General features: G+C 63.2%; 13 protein-coding genes. 3 read left to right on the forward strand and 10 right to left on the reverse strand.

Annotation, left to right across the window (positions count from 1 at the left end):
* Window positions 1–99: 99 nt before the first annotated feature.
* Window positions 100–909, forward strand: a complete 810-nt coding sequence (locus tag LH365_RS12135) for a rhamnogalacturonan acetylesterase (protein ID WP_226743894.1) — start codon at window positions 100–102, stop codon at window positions 907–909.
* A gap of 30 nt (window positions 910–939) precedes the next feature.
* On the opposite strand, the gene LH365_RS12140 is transcribed toward LH365_RS12135, so the two are convergent.
* The 5 genes from LH365_RS12140 to LH365_RS12160 form a co-directional block, all read right to left on the reverse strand.
* Window positions 940–1,635, reverse strand: coding sequence for a DsbA family oxidoreductase (locus LH365_RS12140; protein ID WP_226743895.1), 696 nt, complete (start codon window positions 1,633–1,635; stop codon window positions 940–942).
* A gap of 68 nt (window positions 1,636–1,703) precedes the next feature.
* On the reverse strand, window positions 1,704–2,657 hold the full coding sequence (locus LH365_RS12145) for an alpha/beta hydrolase (protein ID WP_226743896.1): 954 nt from the start codon (window positions 2,655–2,657) through the stop codon (window positions 1,704–1,706).
* Window positions 2,658–2,659: 2 nt separating this feature from the next.
* The gene (locus LH365_RS12150) at window positions 2,660–4,708 is read right to left on the reverse strand and encodes a glycoside hydrolase family 97 protein (RefSeq protein WP_226743897.1); all 2,049 of its coding nucleotides are present in this window, start codon (window positions 4,706–4,708) and stop codon (window positions 2,660–2,662) included.
* Between the two features lie 600 nt (window positions 4,709–5,308).
* Window positions 5,309–6,328 (reverse strand): LacI family DNA-binding transcriptional regulator, encoded by a 1,020-nt coding sequence (locus LH365_RS12155; protein ID WP_226743898.1) that lies wholly within the window; start codon window positions 6,326–6,328, stop codon window positions 5,309–5,311.
* Window positions 6,329–6,377: 49 nt separating this feature from the next.
* Window positions 6,378–8,354 carry a glycosyltransferase family 39 protein gene (locus LH365_RS12160; protein WP_226743899.1) on the reverse strand — a complete coding sequence of 659 codons (1,977 nt, stop codon included), beginning with the start codon at window positions 8,352–8,354 and terminating at the stop codon, window positions 6,378–6,380.
* 209 nt (window positions 8,355–8,563) lie between these two features.
* Between LH365_RS12160 and LH365_RS12165 the strand changes: the two genes are divergently transcribed.
* On the forward strand, window positions 8,564–9,958 hold the full coding sequence (locus LH365_RS12165; RefSeq protein ID WP_226743900.1) for an L-serine ammonia-lyase: 1,395 nt from the start codon (window positions 8,564–8,566) through the stop codon (window positions 9,956–9,958).
* Between the two features lie 54 nt (window positions 9,959–10,012).
* Here the strand turns inward: LH365_RS12165 and LH365_RS12170 are convergent, their stop codons facing one another.
* From LH365_RS12170 to LH365_RS12190, 5 genes are all read right to left on the reverse strand, one after another.
* Window positions 10,013–10,426, reverse strand: a complete 414-nt coding sequence (locus LH365_RS12170) for a hypothetical protein (RefSeq protein WP_226743901.1) — start codon at window positions 10,424–10,426, stop codon at window positions 10,013–10,015.
* Window positions 10,427–10,517: 91 nt separating this feature from the next.
* Window positions 10,518–11,396, reverse strand: a complete 879-nt coding sequence (locus LH365_RS12175; RefSeq protein WP_226743902.1) for an alpha/beta hydrolase — start codon at window positions 11,394–11,396, stop codon at window positions 10,518–10,520.
* Between the two features lie 63 nt (window positions 11,397–11,459).
* Window positions 11,460–11,768: a Dabb family protein gene (locus tag LH365_RS12180; protein WP_226743903.1), complete on the reverse strand. Its 309-nt coding sequence runs from the start codon at window positions 11,766–11,768 to the stop codon at window positions 11,460–11,462.
* A gap of 92 nt (window positions 11,769–11,860) precedes the next feature.
* Window positions 11,861–12,304, reverse strand: coding sequence for a MerC domain-containing protein (locus LH365_RS12185; protein WP_226743904.1), 444 nt, complete (start codon window positions 12,302–12,304; stop codon window positions 11,861–11,863).
* 96 nt (window positions 12,305–12,400) lie between these two features.
* Entirely contained in the window at window positions 12,401–13,135 is a 735-nt protein-coding gene (locus tag LH365_RS12190) for a polysaccharide deacetylase family protein (RefSeq protein WP_226743905.1), read from the reverse strand.
* 130 nt (window positions 13,136–13,265) lie between these two features.
* On the opposite strand from LH365_RS12190, the gene LH365_RS12195 reads away from it, so the two are divergent.
* Window positions 13,266–15,356, forward strand: coding sequence for a glycoside hydrolase family 2 protein (locus LH365_RS12195; protein WP_226743906.1), 2,091 nt, complete (start codon window positions 13,266–13,268; stop codon window positions 15,354–15,356).
* The last annotated feature ends 60 nt before the right edge of the window (window positions 15,357–15,416 follow it).

Consider the following 15,416-nt stretch of genomic DNA (forward strand, 5'->3'; position numbering starts at 1 on the left):
CGGCGGTACAAAATCCAACGCGAGGCCGATTTATTTTTACAATCAAAATTGATCGTATATGGTCATGGACAATCAATCCATAATTCGGGGAGTTACCCAATGCTGCGTCGTGCCCTTGTCTCCGCGCTTGCCATCGCCTCTATCCTGAGCGTTCCAGCCTTCGCCGCGCCCGCAAAACCGGCCGATACCCGCCCCGTCCGCGTCATTCTGGTCGGCGACTCGACCATGACCGACAAGTCGGGCTACGGCAAAGGCTTCTGCGCGCAGTTCAAGCCCGAAGTCACCTGCGTCAACGCCGCGCGTGGTGGCCGCTCGTCCAAGAGCTATCGCGTCGAAGGCCTGTGGGACAAGATCACCGAGCAACTGGCCGACACGTCCTTCTCGAAGACCTACGTCCTGATCCAGTTCGGGCACAATGACGGCTCGTCGCGCCCTGAACGCCATACCGACATCGAGACCGAGTTCGGTCCCAATATCCGCGGTTACGTGCGGGATGTGAAAAAGGCCGGCGCCGTGCCGGTGCTGGTCACGCCGCTGACCCAACGTCATTTCCGCGATGGCAAGCTCAAGAGCGATCTGCTCCCCTGGGCGCAGGTGACGCGCCTGATCGCGCGCAGCACCGACACGACTCTGGTCGATCTCTACGCCGAAGGTCAGGCCAAGGTACAGGAAATGGGCATCGCCGAGTCCCTGACTCTGGCCGGACAACCCGTGCCGCAGAACGTGCTCGACGCCGCACCGACCGGCACGACGGTCCCCGCCAAATTCACCGATGCGTCGCAAGGTCAGGGTACGGCTCAGGCCTTCGACTACACGCATCTCGGCCCCAAGGGCTCGGACTATTTCGGCAAGATGGTGGTGGATCTGTGGGTCGCCGCCGATCCGAAGGTGACCGCGCTGGTGAAGTAGTCCCTTCTCCCCGCCCGCGGGGAGAAGGGATTAGCGACATACACCGTCATCGCACGTCGGGCCGGCCTTCACTTCGGTCGGCAGATCGTCCCACGCCCGGTTCAGCACCTGCGTAAAGCCCTCAACCGGCTGAGCCCCCGACACCGCATAGCGGTCGTTCACAACAAAGAACGGCACGCCCTGCACGCCGCGCGCGGTGATGAATTCCTGTTCCTCCAGCACCGTATCGGCATAACGATCGGTCTTCAGAAACGCCTCGACCTCTGCACGATCCAGTCCGATCTCGACCGCCAGAGCACCGAGGCTTGCTTCGTCGAACAGGGACTGCGTTTCGGCGAAATAGGCGCGATAAAGCCGCTCGACCGCCTCGGCCGCCAGCCCCTTGTCCTGCGCGAATTTCACCAGCCGATGCGCCTTCAGCGTATCGCCGTACAGCGTTCCGTCGAGCTTCATATTGAGCCCGGCGGCAGCGGCCATCTGCTCTACCCGCGACTGATTCTGTTGGGCCTGGTCCGGCGTCAGACCGTACTTCTGCTGCAACATCTGCCCCACCGGCGCGACCGGGGCATCCGGGCCCAGCCGGAAGGCGTGATGGCGCACCGTCACCTGATGCTTACCCTCAAAGCCTTCCAGCGCAGCCTCAAAGTGGCGCTTGCCGATCCAGCAGAAGGGACAGATCAGATCGGACCAGATATCGACGGTAATCGGGCTTGGGGACACGGACATGAAACTTCTCCTGTGCGGTTTCATATCGGCCTTTCAGAGCCCCTGCGCAAGCAGGGAGAAAAAGGTAACTACGGCGCCAGCAGGAAACCCAGCGGAATATCCACCCGCGCCCGCCAGTCGGCTTCGTTGTGCGTCGTACCCTCAAACACCGAAGCCCGCCAGTTGCGCCCTTCCACCCAGCCATAGCGCGGCAGCACCGTCTCCATCTTCTGGCTGTAGGGCCGGTAGTTGGAATCGAGATCGCGGGTGCCGTGGTCCATATAGAGCCGTTGGCGCTTCGGGTCGAAATGCGCCGTGCGCAACCACGCCTCCCACGCCTGCGCCGTGGCATCAGCCGCCGCCTCACGCGCCTCAGGCGTCGTCGGTGGCGCCATCAGCGGCCAGTGGATCGAGACGCAGGCCGCCCGCCCGAAGACCTGCGGATACTCGCCCAGCGCATAGAGCGAGATCAGCCCGCCCATGCTGGAGCCCATGATGCTGGTGTGGGCAGCGTCGGTGCGCGTGCGATAGGTACGGTCGATAAAGGGCTTCAACTCGCTGACCAGAAAGCGCAGATAGTCGTCGGCCTTAAGCTCGCCCTTGGCCATATCCGTCACCTGTGCGCGCATCTCCGGCGGCAGATAGGCCGCCAGCTTCTGCGGGAAGTAGTCGGCATAACGCGTAGGGGAATTCCACACGCCGACGACGATCACCTTCTGCCCCATGGCGCTCAGGGCCTCGTCTATGCCCCATTCCTGGCCGCCATAGGCGGTGGACGTCTCAAACAGGTTCTGCCCGTCGTGCATATAGATGACCGGCAGGCGCGGCCCCCTGGGATCATACCCTTCGGGCACCCATACCCAGACATTGCGCGCGCTGACGAAACGCGAGGCAAAGGCTTCGTATTTATCGAGCCGCCCGTGCGGCACGTCGGGGGTGCCCCTGACAATCTGCGCCGGCACAGGATCAGGGCGGTGGGCGGCCCCTGCGCCCACCGGCACGGTAAGCGTCAGGATCGCGAGGATCGCAATAAAGGCACGCATGGTCACAACGCCTTGAAACGGATGGCCTGACCGCCGCCGGGCGCCAGTTTCAGCGTCAGGCGGTCCTTAGCCGTCACCTTGCGCTTTTCGATGACCATCGAATGCCGCTTGTCCGTGCGATAATCGGCGTCATCGCCATCGCGATAGATCTGCGCCTCATAGGTCCTGCCCGGCTCAAGGAAGTCGAGCGCTATATCGAGGCGGCGCGCCGCTTCATCCGTCACCGCTCCCAGATACCAGTCGCGGCTGTTCTTATCGAGGCGCACCAGGGTCGCATAGTCGCCGGGTTCGCCGTTCAGCATCTTCGTATCGGCCCAGTCGGTCGGCACGTCCTTGATGAACTGAAACGCCGGCATCTCCTTCTCGTAGTTTTCGATCAGGTCGGCCGCCATATGGATCGGCGAATAGAGGGCGACATAAAGCGCCAGTTGTTTGGCCTTGGTCGAATAGATCGGCTTGCCGTTGCCCTGCAGGGACAGCACGCCCGGCGTAAAGTCCATCGGTCCGGTCAGCATGCGCGTGAAGATCAGATTGGCCTCGTGCTCCGGCGGGTTGGGCGGATTGCCCCACGCATTGAACTCCATGCCGCGCTGGCCTTCGCGCGACACCCAGTTGGGATAGGTGCGGCGCAGACCGGTGTCCTTGATCGGCTCATGGGTGTTGATGGCGATATGGTATTTAGCCGCCGTCTCGGTCACCTTCTGGAAGTGGCGCACCATGTCCTGAGAATCGTTCCAGGTGTAGTAGGGCTTGCCATCCGCGCCCATCACCTTGGCCCCGCCGCCATCGGCGACATAGCCGGTCTTCACCGCATCGACGCCGTTCTTCTGGTAGAGGGCAAAGCCGCCGTCCATCCGCGGCTCATAGTGCGCCGCATTGCCGCCCGTTTCGTGGTGGCCGACCAGATGCACGCCCTTCTTTTTGGCATAGGCCGACAGCGCCGGCAGGTCGAAATCCGGATAGGCTTCGGTGAAGCTGAACAGGTCGCCGGTGGCGAACCAGTCTTCCCAGCCTTTGTTCCACCCTTCGACCAGAACGCCGCGGAAGCCATGCTTGGCGGCGAAGTCGATATATTTCCTGGTATATTCCGTCGTCGCCCCGTGTTTCGGTCCGGCTTCCCAGGTCTTGGTCCCCAGGTGCATGTCCCACCAGATGCCGACATATTTAAACGGCTTGACCCAGCTCACATCGCCCAGTTTGCTCGGCTCATTGAGATTGAGCAGGATGTGCGAATGATAGAGGCCCGGGGCGTTGTCGGTGACGATGACCATGCGCCACGGCGTCGGGAACGGCGCATCGCGCACCACGTTCGGCCCGATCGAGGACGGAGCCAGCCGCGTCTTCAGCCTTTGACCGTCGACCCGGCGCATCCAGATGGCGGCATAATCGACCAGCGCGGCCTCGTGGAGGCTCATGTAGAGGCCGTTATCGGTCTTCAGCGTCAGCGGCGTCTGCGCCTCGGCCACCTCGGCCAGCGGGGTCTTCTGGATGATGTATTCTTCGCGGTTCCATTCGCCGGCAACGTTCCAGAAGGCCGTCGCCTTGTCGCTCACCGCGAACTCGGTCAGTTCGTCGATGATCTTCAGCGTTTTCAGTTGCGGCTGATCGGGGAACTCGTAACGGAAGCCGAAACCATCGTCGAACAGTCGGAACACCACCGTCATGCGGCGATTGTCGTACTTCTTTTGCACCACATCGACGCGCAGTTCGTTGTGAGTGTCGCGGATGGTCTTCCATTCGCCCCACGGCTGCTCCCACGTCTCGTCAAAGGTCGAGGTCGCCGTCTTTTCGACGGTGAAGTTGCGGTCGAGCTTGGGCTGATCGGCGAGGATGAAACCGAGGCGCGACGGGGCGATGATCTCATGGCCCTTGCGCGCAATGGCGTAGGACAGGCGTCCGTCATTATCGAGCAGCACCTTGACCGCGATCACCTTGTTCGGCGATTCCGCCTCGGCGATGACGGCCAGACCGGTGGCCTGACTGTAGGCGGGATCGAGGGTTTCGGCGGCGGCAACGGCGGGCGGCGCCCATCCGATCGTGGCGGTAGTCATGGCAAGCCCCATCAGTAATGGAACGGCCAAGCTAAATAGATTTGCGGGCGCTGTCATCGTCTCTGTCTCCCTGTTCTGTTTGACGATGGCCTAGCACAGGAACCAGGCAAGATCGGCTGCATACGTATTCAGAACCGGACACAAGGCGGTGAATACGTATTCAGATTGCCGCCGTCCCTGCCCCGACCTAGACCGGTTTCACGATCGGGCTCAGCGCGCCTCCAGAAAAGCGCTCAGGCATATGATCAATCGATTTCGCAGGGAAACATAAGGACGAAACACCCTGACACCGCTTCTGCCCGTGGCAACGTGCGGAACCACCATTTCAGCCCTGGAATGGTTTCTTCTCAACCTGACTTTTGTGACCCCGTTGCGCCATCTCCCGTCGCACGGGGTCATTTTTTTGCCTGTTTCATACCTCCCCAACTCGTTGGGGAGGTGGACCGCACGAGCCGCCAAAGGCGGTGAGATGTGGTGGGGGGGGGTCTTTCTAAATTTCAAACGGCTGAACTGGCGGATACATCGCAAGATACCCCACCACCCCGCCTGCTTCGCAGCCGCGGTCCCCCTCCCCGGCATAGCCAGGGAGGTATGAACGGGTTATCCCCCGCAGCTCTCGCGGATAATCAGTCGTGTCGGCACGCGCACCGGTTCCACCGGCTCGTCAGCGATCATGCGATCCAGCGCGTCGACCAGCGCAATCGCCGCCGCCGTTGTGTCCTGACGCACCGTGCTCAGCGCCGGAGTCGTGCAGGCCGCCGCCCACAGGTCGTCGAAACCGATCACCGACACGTCCTGCGGCACGCGGCGGCCATGTTTCTGAAGGGCCTGCATCGCCCCGATGGCCGGCAGGTCAGCCGTCGCAAACACCGCGTCGAAATCCGCCCCGCCGCTCAGCAGTCTCTCGACCGCCGCTGCCCCGTCTTCGCGCGAAATGAAACAGTCGGCCAGCAGCCCGTCATCGATGCTCAGCCCATTTTCCCGCAGGGCCCGCGCATAGCCGTCATAGCGGTCGCGGAATTCCGGATGGCTGGACGAAGCTTCGCCCAGAAAGGCGATGCGCCGCCGCCCCAGCCGGGTCAGATGCGACACGGCCTCATAGGCCCCCTGCGCATTATCCGAGCCGACGCTGTGTCCGGCGCCCGGCTTGACCAGCCCCCAGACGACCCAGGGCTCACCGATCTCGCTCAGCCCTTCCGCCTTGCGTACATAGTCGTCATAGTCCTTGTACCCCAGCAGGATCAGGCCGTCGGCGCGGCGTGCAAAGCCGTAATCATTGCTCCAGCTTTCGCTCTGCTGCTGCAGCGAGGTCAGGACGTCGTAGCCCTTGTGCGCGGCATATTTGAGGATCGCCCCCAGCAACGGCACGAAGAAGGGATTGATCGGATTGTCCTGATCGAGGTCTTCGGAGATCAGCACGGCTATGGTGTTGATCTTCTTCGACCGCAGCTTCCGCGCATTGACGTCGACCGTATAGTTGAGCTGCTGCGCCGCCTCGAAAACGCGTTTGCGCACATCTTCGGACACGGCCGCGGAATGGCTAAGCGCGCGCGACACCGTCGCCTGGGACACGCCCGCCAATGCCGCGATATCGAAGGATGTCGGTCGTTTGACCCCCACCGTAGCCTCCCTTTTTTTTGCGCAGCATAGCTGTATTCGGAATCGAACACTACTCCTTGACGTAAATGGTCTTCGCCCCGCCCTCGACCGTCGTGCCGTCGGTGCGCGTGGCGCGCAGCGACAGGGTGTGCGGCCCCGGTTTCAGCCCGGCCTTGTCCAGCCGGAAATCGAATTGCAGCTTCGGCCAGTGGGGATCGTAGCTCAGTTCGGAGGGCGTCTTGAAGCCTTCCGGATCGAGGCCGTAATTGCCCGGCGTCACCGGCTTGCCGTCGATCAGGACATCGACCTTGGTCACACCCTGCGCATCGGCGGCGATGCCGAAATAGTTGGTCTCGGCCGCGCCATCGAGGAACTGCCCGCGCGGCGGCTGAGCGATATAGAGTTCCGGCAACAGGGCGCAGGGAACAGCGGCGGCCGGCGTCACGGCGTCCTTGCGCACACGCGCCGTATAAAAGGCCACCACATTGCGCCCCGGCGGCAGTTCGACGCGCCTATGCAGCTTGATCTGATCGAAGCGCCGACACAGGGTGTTGCGGAATTTCAGTTCTTCCGGCTGATGGTAGAGATAGCTGGGCTCGGGCAGGACCAGCACCACGCCCTTGCCGGCCTGCGCCGTGATGAGGTCGTCGAAACCGAGGGCCCACGCCTGGCGCGCGGTGCCGAAACGCGAGAAGCGGTCATAGGGCTCGCCCAGCGTATAGAAGGCGCGCGTCGGCCGGTTGGGGAACTCCAGCCGCACGGCGGGGACGTGGCCCGACACGGCGACAGCGACCTGCGGACCGAAGCGCTGACGCGCCACAGCCTCGGCTTCGGTAAGCGTCGGGTGCAGCACGGTCCAGTTTTCATTACGCATGAAGTTCAGCGCCCGCCACTGCCACGGCAGTTTCGCCGTGTTGGCCCAGGCATATTCGTAGACAGTGATGCCGATGCCGGTGGCCAGCGCCAGCACGGGACCGAGCGCCAGCAAGACCTGCCGAATACGACGGCCATTGAACGACTTGGCGCGATCGACAAAGCCGATCAGCACGCCGGGCAGACCGGCCACCAGCGGCACATAAGCCAGAAACGGCCAGTGCGGCATGATCTGCGCATTGGCGGGCGACTGCAGGAAATAGAAGCCGAAGATGAAGGCCCCGACGATGCCCAGCAGGGCGATAGCCTTGCGTCGTTGATCCCACACCAGCTTTTTTGCCGCGAAGGCCAGACCGACGAAGAAGACCGGCGAGACCAGCCCGATCTGCTGATTGAGGAAGGCCGTCATCAGCTTCAGTTCGGGCCGCCAGACGGGACGATTGGTGACGTGGAAGGCGATGGCGGGCCAGTCGTTGAAGACGTTGTACAGCAGCGACGGGACAAACCCCAAGGCAGCCACGCCGCCCGTGGCCCAGAACTTCGGTCGCATCCACAGCTTGCGCCCGGCGGGCGTCAGCAGGGCGAACAACACGATGCCCGCGCCGGGAAACAGAAAGCGGAAGTGTACGAACAGACCCAGCGCGCCGCACAGGCCGGTCAGCAGCCACCACTTCCATTCGTCGGTCTTGAACGCCCGCAACAGGCATCCCAGCATCAGGGCCAGCAGCAGTTGCAGCAGGCCTTCCGGATAGAAGATGGTCCCCGACATCGACAGGGGCGGAATCAACAGCGACAGGATGGCGGCCCAGATGGCCTCGCGCGCCGGAACCACCGGTCGCGCCATGAACCAGATGGCGAAGGGAATGGCCGTGGCGATCAGCAGCGACAAGATACGCAGCGGCAGGACGTCGAGCCCGAAGATCACCGTCACCAATCGCGACAACAGAGGGAAGCCGGCGGGAATGTCGGGATAGCCGAGCGCCGGATAGAGTCCGGACACGGCGAAATGCCCCTCTTCCCAGATGACATTGGCCGTCACGGCGATGTAGAGCTTCCACAGGCAGATTACCGCGCCGATGATCAGGCCGGCGCGGATCAACGTCCGGTCGTCGCCGAACAAGGGCTTCTGTGCGCCCAGTTCCTCCGGCTCCTGGCCGATTTCGTACAGTTTCATTATCCGCGACCTCCCCTACCCTCTATAGCGGGGTTTGGGCGGGAGGCAATCAAAGTTAAAGCGCCCCCTATCCTACCTCCCTGCCTATGGCGGGGAGGGGGACCGCACGAGTCGAAGGCCGGATGTGGTGGTGGGGTGGCTTTGCGGTATCACCCCAACCCGAACCGTGCTAAATCTGCAAAAAAAGTTACAATTGCACCGAGTTTCTCATGCTCTCCGTCCTCGACATGTTCAAGATCGGCATTGGCCCTTCCTCATCACACACGGTTGGTCCCATGCGCATCACGCGCCGCGCCCTGATCGAAGCGAAGGCCGCAGGTGTCCTGACGCAGGCCGCGCGCGTGCGCGTCGAACTTCAGGGCTCGCTGGCGCTTACAGGCATAGGTCATGGCTCGGATAAGGCGGCAGTGCTGGGGCTTCTGGGCGCCGAGCCCGATCAGATCGATCCCGACTGGGCCGACGCCACCTACGAAGCGCTGAAAACCGCCAGCGAAATCACGCTCTACGAAGGCCCGACCGTGGGCTTCGACTATCGCCGCGATATCGACTTCCGTGGCGACATCACCCCACGCCTGCACCCAAACGGCATGAGCGTGCGGCTATACAACGCCAGCGGTGTGGAACTGTTCGAGCGCACCCTCTATTCGACCGGCGGCGGCTTCATCGCCTCGGCGGCGCAACTGTCGGCCCCCGCCGAAAACGACCGCATCAGCGTGGGGCAAAAAGCCGCTTTGCCCTTCACTTCCGGGGCGGAATTGCTGCACATTTGTGCGCAGCATAGATTGAACATCTACGACGTCGTTTTGGCCAACGAAGACGCCCGCCGCCCGCGCGCGGAGACCGATGCCGGGTTGAAGCGTATCTGGGACGTGATGGATTCCGGCATTAATCGCGGCCTGAAAACCACCGGCATCCTGCCTGGCGGCCTGAGCGTGCAACGCCGCGCGCCGCGCCTGTTCGAAACCCTGAACACCGAGGCGCATAACCAGGAATCCGAGCGCCTGTTCGACTGGCTCAACGTCTTCGCCATGGCCATCAACGAAGAAAACGCCGCCGGCGGGCGCGTCGTCACCGCCCCGACCAATGGCGCGGCGGGCATCATTCCGGCCCTTATCCGCTATTACTGCGCTTTTGACGGCTGGACGGATGAAAACACGCAGTCGGACGGTAAGATCGGACGCTTCCTGCTCACCGCCGCCGGCATCGGCATGATCTACAAACAGCGCGCCTCGCTGTCCGGAGCCGAGATGGGCTGTCAGGGCGAGGTCGGCGTCGCCTGCTCGATGGGCGCGGCGGGCCTTAGCGCCGTCTGGGGCGGCAGCGCGCCGCAGATCGAGCACGCCGCCGAAATCGGCATGGAGCACAATCTGGGCCTGACCTGCGATCCGGTCGGCGGACTGGTGCAGATCCCGTGCATCGAGCGCAACGCCATCGGCGCGGTGAAGGCCGCCAATGCCGCCCGCCTCAGTCTGCGCGACGAAGGTCCGCACAAGGTCACGCTGGATCAGGTTATCGAGACCATGCGTCAGACGGGCCTCGACATGTCGTCGAAATACAAGGAAACCTCGCAGGGCGGTCTGGCCGTGAATGTCGTGGAATGCTGAGTTTTTGGGCGCGCATCTGATCCCAAAAACCGCTGCACCCTTTTGGGGATGCGCTTATTTGGCAGTCGCAGCAATCGCACCGTCTTCCGGCATCCGCTTCAGGCAGACCGCCAGCCGCAACTTGAGCGCCTCGGCCTCTTCCTTCGCCAAAGCGGTCTTGACGGCCGCAGACGGCGCGGGCGCGAAGACGAAGCGTTCGGTGTGCTTCTCGGCGGTCTTGATGGCGGCTTCGGTATCGCTGACCGACTTTTTCGCGGCCTCCAGCCCTTCCGGCGACAAGTTGGGCGAACGCTCGACGCGGATGATCAGGCTGTCCATGATCTGATACTGACGGTCGCGGAGCACCTCGGCAATGGCGCGGCATTCGCTGGCCTCGGCCACGGTCAAAGACTTGTCTTCTCCCGTCGGCGCAGCCGGGTTCTGGGCCGCCGTCTGGGCCATGGCCATCGACATCAGGACTGAGGTCATACCCGCTATGACAGCGGCTGCTTTACGCACGAACGTCATGAGACCCCGCTACTTATAAGACCGTCGCTGGTACATCACTCCGGTGGCTCAACTATGGCAGGACTACATAGCCCCTGTCCACAAGCCAGTCCGACAAGCGCGACGGCCAGTCCTTAACCGATCGCAGGCTGGCGCGCTCTCCCATATTAAAGGCATGGCCGCCCGCCGCCAGAATGTGCGTTTCCACCGGCACGTCGGGCCAGTCGCCATAGAGCCGCGACAACCGCTCCAGCACGGCGAGCGGCCCGCGGTCGTCATGGGCGGTGAGGAAGAAGGCCTGGGGCGGCGCGACGGCAAAGCGATCCGGCACCCCCAAAGGCCCCGGATAGATTTCGATGATGAAGTCCGGCCGCGCGCTGAGCCGGTCGACGGGATCGACCGCCTTAGGGTCGCCCTCGAAGCCATGAAACGCCGTCATGTGCACCAGTTCGCCCCCGGCGGAAAAGGCCATGACGCCGATGCGCGTGATGCCGTATTCGGCGGCGTGGGCGCGGACCCAGCGCACGGCCCGTTTCAGGTCCGCCGCGCCGTGCGTTTCGATATCGTAGTCGGCGGCGGCATTGTCATTTTCGCGCCCCAACCGGTATTTTAGCGCAAAGGCCGTTACGCCGCGCGCCTGAAGGAACAGCGAGGGCTTCACCCCTTCGGAATTGAAGACGAGATTTTCATGCCCGCCGCCGGGCAGGACGATGATCGCCGTGCCGCTGTTGCGCGACGCCTGCGGACGAAAGACGGTCAGGGAGGGGTTATTGACGCCGCGCACCCACCAGTCGCCGGATTTTTCAGGCACATCGCGCAAGCCTTCGAAGCCGGGCGCCCCCTTGTCCCACAATGGACGGACCACAGACGCATCGGGCGCGGCCAGGGCTGGGGCCAGAACCAGCGTAACACTCAGTAGGCCAAGAGCAAACGCGGTGACAATGGCGCGCATGGTCGCCCTCCCTTTTATGATTTCGGGGAGCTTAGCCTATTTCAAAGGGCTGACAAGTTGCGCTCAGAGCGCGGTGGTCGCCGCCGACTCGACCGTGTAATCCGCGGCAAAGCGCAACTCCCGCAAGGGGCGCACCACGTCGATCGACTGCTGGTACAGCGGGTGTTCCTTATAGGCGCGCAGGGCCTCGACATCGGCGAATTCGCCGTAGACCACGACCTCTATGTCGTTGCCGAGCTGATCGACCTTTTCGTTGAAGGCGACCTCCAGCTTCTGGGCCTGGGGGATCTGCGTCAGCAGGGACAGGCCCTGACGGATACGGTCGCGGTCGGCGCTGTCCTTGCAGCTGAACATGACGATGTGACGCAGCATGGTAAAATCCGTACAAAATGTAACCGCCGCCCGTCATAAAGCGTCGGGCGGTGCAGTCAACTCCAATGACGGAAAAACCGGGTTTGCGTTCTTTAGGCGTGCTTGTGGCCGCGACGATGCAGGCGCGAATTGAGGTAGTGGGCGGCGGCGACCAGAGCGGCGCCGACAATGCTGATCAGGGTCTCATGCACGGCCATGGCCGGAATGAAGGCCGCGCCGCCCAGAAGCCCCAACCCCACAACCGCCAGAGCGGCGACAGTGGGCTTTTTCCAGCCGCCTGTGCGCCCCAGCGCCCAGACGCTCAGGGGCGCGGCAAGCAGGATCAGCACCTGATGCACCAGATGATCGCCCGCCACCTGACCCAGCACCGGCAGGGCGGCCACCGCGAACGGCAGCAGCAGACAGTGCGCCAGACACAGGCCCGACAAGCCTATGGCCGTGGCGTCCATCCAAGCTTTCTTTGGCCAGGAGTTCGGCTGGGGATCGGGAGCGATGGTCATACGGGATGAGGCTTCGGAAGAACGGGCTTCTGACATATGTTATACCGTAACTGTTTGCAAGGGGCGAGCCCAAAGATACGCGCCCCACTCATATGTTATATTATAACATTTTAAGCAAGTCCCCTCTCAGGTTTATTTCTCCCATTCCACGTGTACGACGCGGTAACCGTTGTCTTTCAAGGCTTTCAACATCTGCGGCAGGGACGCCGCCGTAATATCCTGACCGTCGTGCATCAAGATGATGCCGCCACCCTTGAGTTTCAACTGCGACAGCAGGCGCGCGGTGAGGATGTCCGCCGTCTGATCCGGCAGCCAGTCCTGAATGCCGAGATCGACCGACATGACGGTGACGCCCTGCGCCTTCAACTCCGACAACAGGGGCGCACTTTCGGCCAGAAACGGAAAGCGATAGGCCGGAGCCGCCGTGCCCAAGGTCGCGCTGTAGGCGTCCTGATTGGCCTTGAGATCGGCGCGCTGCTCTGACTCGCTCAGTTGCGACATATTCCGATGATTGAGGCTGTGCATGGCGGTCGAATGGCCCTCGGCTACGATGCGCCGCGCCAGATCGGGGTTTTTGACCATGTTTTCGCCGACCATGAAGAAGGTCGCCTTCACGCACTGATCGGCCAGCGCCGTGAGCACCGGCGGCGTCGATTCGGCGCGCGGGCCGTCGTCGAAGGTCAACACCACCTCGCCCGGTTTGAGCGGCAGCGGCCCGTGCTGCTCGGTGCCATAGGCCGCGCCCTCGCGCTTGAGCACCAGGGTCCGCGACGTGCCCAGCGCGTCCGCCCCGCAGGTTGAAGACGCGGCAAGGACCGACACCGGCAGACAGGCGGCCGCTACCGCGACGACAAGCGAACGAATCATGACAAACAAACTCCCCGAACCCTGATGACGGCGGGTCAATACCGCCGCGGTCTTATTTGCAGCCATATTGCCTGCATAATTCCCGGCTGAAAAGCCGTTACCGTTACCAAGGATGAGGCAAAAACCTAGAATGACCCGCGCCATTGCCGCCCTCTTCGCCGTCTGCCTCGCCGTCCTCAGCCTTTCCGCGCCCTCGATCGCTCAGGCCCATGCCCGCGCGGCGCTCGATACCGGCTGGCGCTTCCTCAAGGCGGATGCGAAAGGGGCGGAAGCGCCCGACTTTGACGACAGACAATGGCGCGTCGCCACCCTGCCCCACACGCCTAACGCCAGCGACGGCGAGGACGGTGCGACCGCCGGCGCCAGTGATTATTACCGCGGCACCATGTGGTATCGCAAAGACCTCGACCTGAAGGCCCTGCCCGCCACCAAACGCCTCTATCTGCAATTCGACGGCGCGGCGCTGGTCAGCGACGTCTTCGTCAACGGCAGGTTCGTCGGCCGTCACGAAGGCGGCTACGCCATCTTTCGTTTCGACATCAGCCGCTTCGTCACCGCGGGCCGCAATGTCGTCGCCGTGCGCGTGTCCAATGCCGTATGGCCGCACATCGCCCCGCCGGGCGGCGACTTCACCCTGTTCGGCGGCCTCTATCGGGGCGTCTCACTGATCGAAACGCGCGAAGCCGGTTTCGACTGGCTGGACAACGGGTCGCCCGCCGTGGCCGTCACGCCCGCCGACGTCTCGGCCCGCAGCGCCGATCTCAACATCCGCGTCGGCCTGCGCAACCATCGCGGCCGCACCGCGCGCCTGATCGTGCAGACGCGCATCTTCGACGCCACGGGCAAGCCGGTGCTCAGCCTGTCGAAATCCGTCAATGTCGCCGCCGGCGGCACGGCGCGCGCCGAACTGAAGGGCGAACTGAAAACCCCGCGCCTGTGGAACGGACGCAAGGACCCGTACCTCTATTCCGCCGTCACCGAAATCAGCGACGACAACGCCACGCTGGATCGTTCGTCTCTGGCCTTCGGCATCCGCACCGTCAGTTTCGACGCCCAGAAGGGCCTGTTGCTCAACGGGCAGCCCTATGAGGTCAATGGCGTCAATCTGCACGCCAGCCGCGCGGGCAAGGGGGGCGCGATTTCGCGTGCCGACATCGCCGAGGACTTCGACCTGATCGAAGAGATGGGCGCGACCGCCGTGCGGCTGGTCCACTATCAACACGCCCAGACCGCCTATGACGAAGCCGACCGCCGCGGCCTGCTGGTCCTGACCGAGATCCCGCTGGTGGGGCAACTGCCCGCCGTCACCGAGTTGCTGCGCGCCAATGCGGCGCAGCAATTGCGCGAACTGATCCGTCAGAACATCAACCACCCCTCGGTCATCGCCTGGGGCCTCGGCAACGAACTGCACGGCGACACGGCGACGGTCGCCGGCCTGTTCCGCGAACTGAATACCCTCGCCAAGGCCGAAGACCCGACCCGCCCGACCATCTACGCCCATTGCTGCGTCGCCGACGACGAAGCCCGCGCGCTGGTCACCGATCAGATCGGCTTCAACCGCTATTTCGGCTGGTATACGGAGCAGAAGGGCACGCTGGGCGAATGGGCCGACGCCTATCACAAGCGCTTCCCGACCAGACCCTTCGCCCTCACCGAATACGGCGCGGGCGGCAGCCTCGCCCATCAGGACGACACGCCCGGCGTGGTGGTTCCGGCTTCCGGCTGGCACCCGGAGTCGTATCAGTCTCTGTACCACGAAACCAACTGGGCCATGCTCAAGGCTCGCCCCTTCATCTGGGGCCGCTTCGTGTGGCAGATGTTCGACGCCGCTTCCGACGGGCGCAACGAAGGCGAACACGCAGGCATCAACGACAAGGGGCTGGTCTCCTACGACCGTCAGACGCGCAAGGATTCCTTCTGGTTCTACAAGGCCCAGTGGTCGAACGCCCCCGTTGTCTACATCACTTCGCGCCGCCTCACCGCCCGCACCGAGGCGCGCACCGACGTAAAAATCTACACCAACCAGCCGCAGATCACCCTGACCGTCAACGGCGTGAAACTGGCGACGCAAAACGCAGTCAACGGCGTCGTCGTCTTCAAGAGCGTGACTCTCAGCCCCGGCGTCAACAACCTGCAAGCCGAGAACGGCGCCTATTACGACCGCGTGCGCTGGGCCCTCAATCCGCCCGTCGAGTCACTTATCCCCACACCCGCGCGTTGAGGATGGTTCCCACTCTCAACGTCTATGGTTAAGGTGCGCGTCCAGACACACCTGTAACCC

The sequence above is a fragment of the Asticcacaulis sp. AND118 genome (assembly GCF_020535245.1).
Lineage (GTDB): Bacteria > Pseudomonadota > Alphaproteobacteria > Caulobacterales > Caulobacteraceae > Asticcacaulis.

Bases quoted from the DNA above. Each gene is read 5' to 3' on its own strand.
- LH365_RS12180 (WP_226743903.1), bottom strand. From the start codon at position 11,768: ATGCTGCGTCACATCGTCATGTTCAGCTGCAAGGACAGCGCCGACCGC.
- LH365_RS12165 (WP_226743900.1), top strand. From the start codon at position 8,564: ATGCTCTCCGTCCTCGACATGTTCAAGATCGGCATTGGCCCTTCCTCA.
- LH365_RS12135 (WP_226743894.1), top strand. From the start codon at position 100: ATGCTGCGTCGTGCCCTTGTCTCCGCGCTTGCCATCGCCTCTATCCTG.
- LH365_RS12160 (WP_226743899.1), bottom strand. From the start codon at position 8,354: ATGAAACTGTACGAAATCGGCCAGGAGCCGGAGGAACTGGGCGCACAG.
- LH365_RS12195 (WP_226743906.1), top strand. From the start codon at position 13,266: ATGACCCGCGCCATTGCCGCCCTCTTCGCCGTCTGCCTCGCCGTCCTC.
- LH365_RS12175 (WP_226743902.1), bottom strand. From the start codon at position 11,396: ATGCGCGCCATTGTCACCGCGTTTGCTCTTGGCCTACTGAGTGTTACG.
- LH365_RS12185 (WP_226743904.1), bottom strand. From the start codon at position 12,304: ATGTCAGAAGCCCGTTCTTCCGAAGCCTCATCCCGTATGACCATCGCT.
- LH365_RS12170 (WP_226743901.1), bottom strand. From the start codon at position 10,426: ATGACCTCAGTCCTGATGTCGATGGCCATGGCCCAGACGGCGGCCCAG.
- LH365_RS12145 (WP_226743896.1), bottom strand. From the start codon at position 2,657: ATGCGTGCCTTTATTGCGATCCTCGCGATCCTGACGCTTACCGTGCCG.
- LH365_RS12140 (WP_226743895.1), bottom strand. From the start codon at position 1,635: ATGTCCGTGTCCCCAAGCCCGATTACCGTCGATATCTGGTCCGATCTG.
- LH365_RS12190 (WP_226743905.1), bottom strand. From the start codon at position 13,135: ATGATTCGTTCGCTTGTCGTCGCGGTAGCGGCCGCCTGTCTGCCGGTG.
- LH365_RS12150 (WP_226743897.1), bottom strand. From the start codon at position 4,708: ATGACTACCGCCACGATCGGATGGGCGCCGCCCGCCGTTGCCGCCGCC.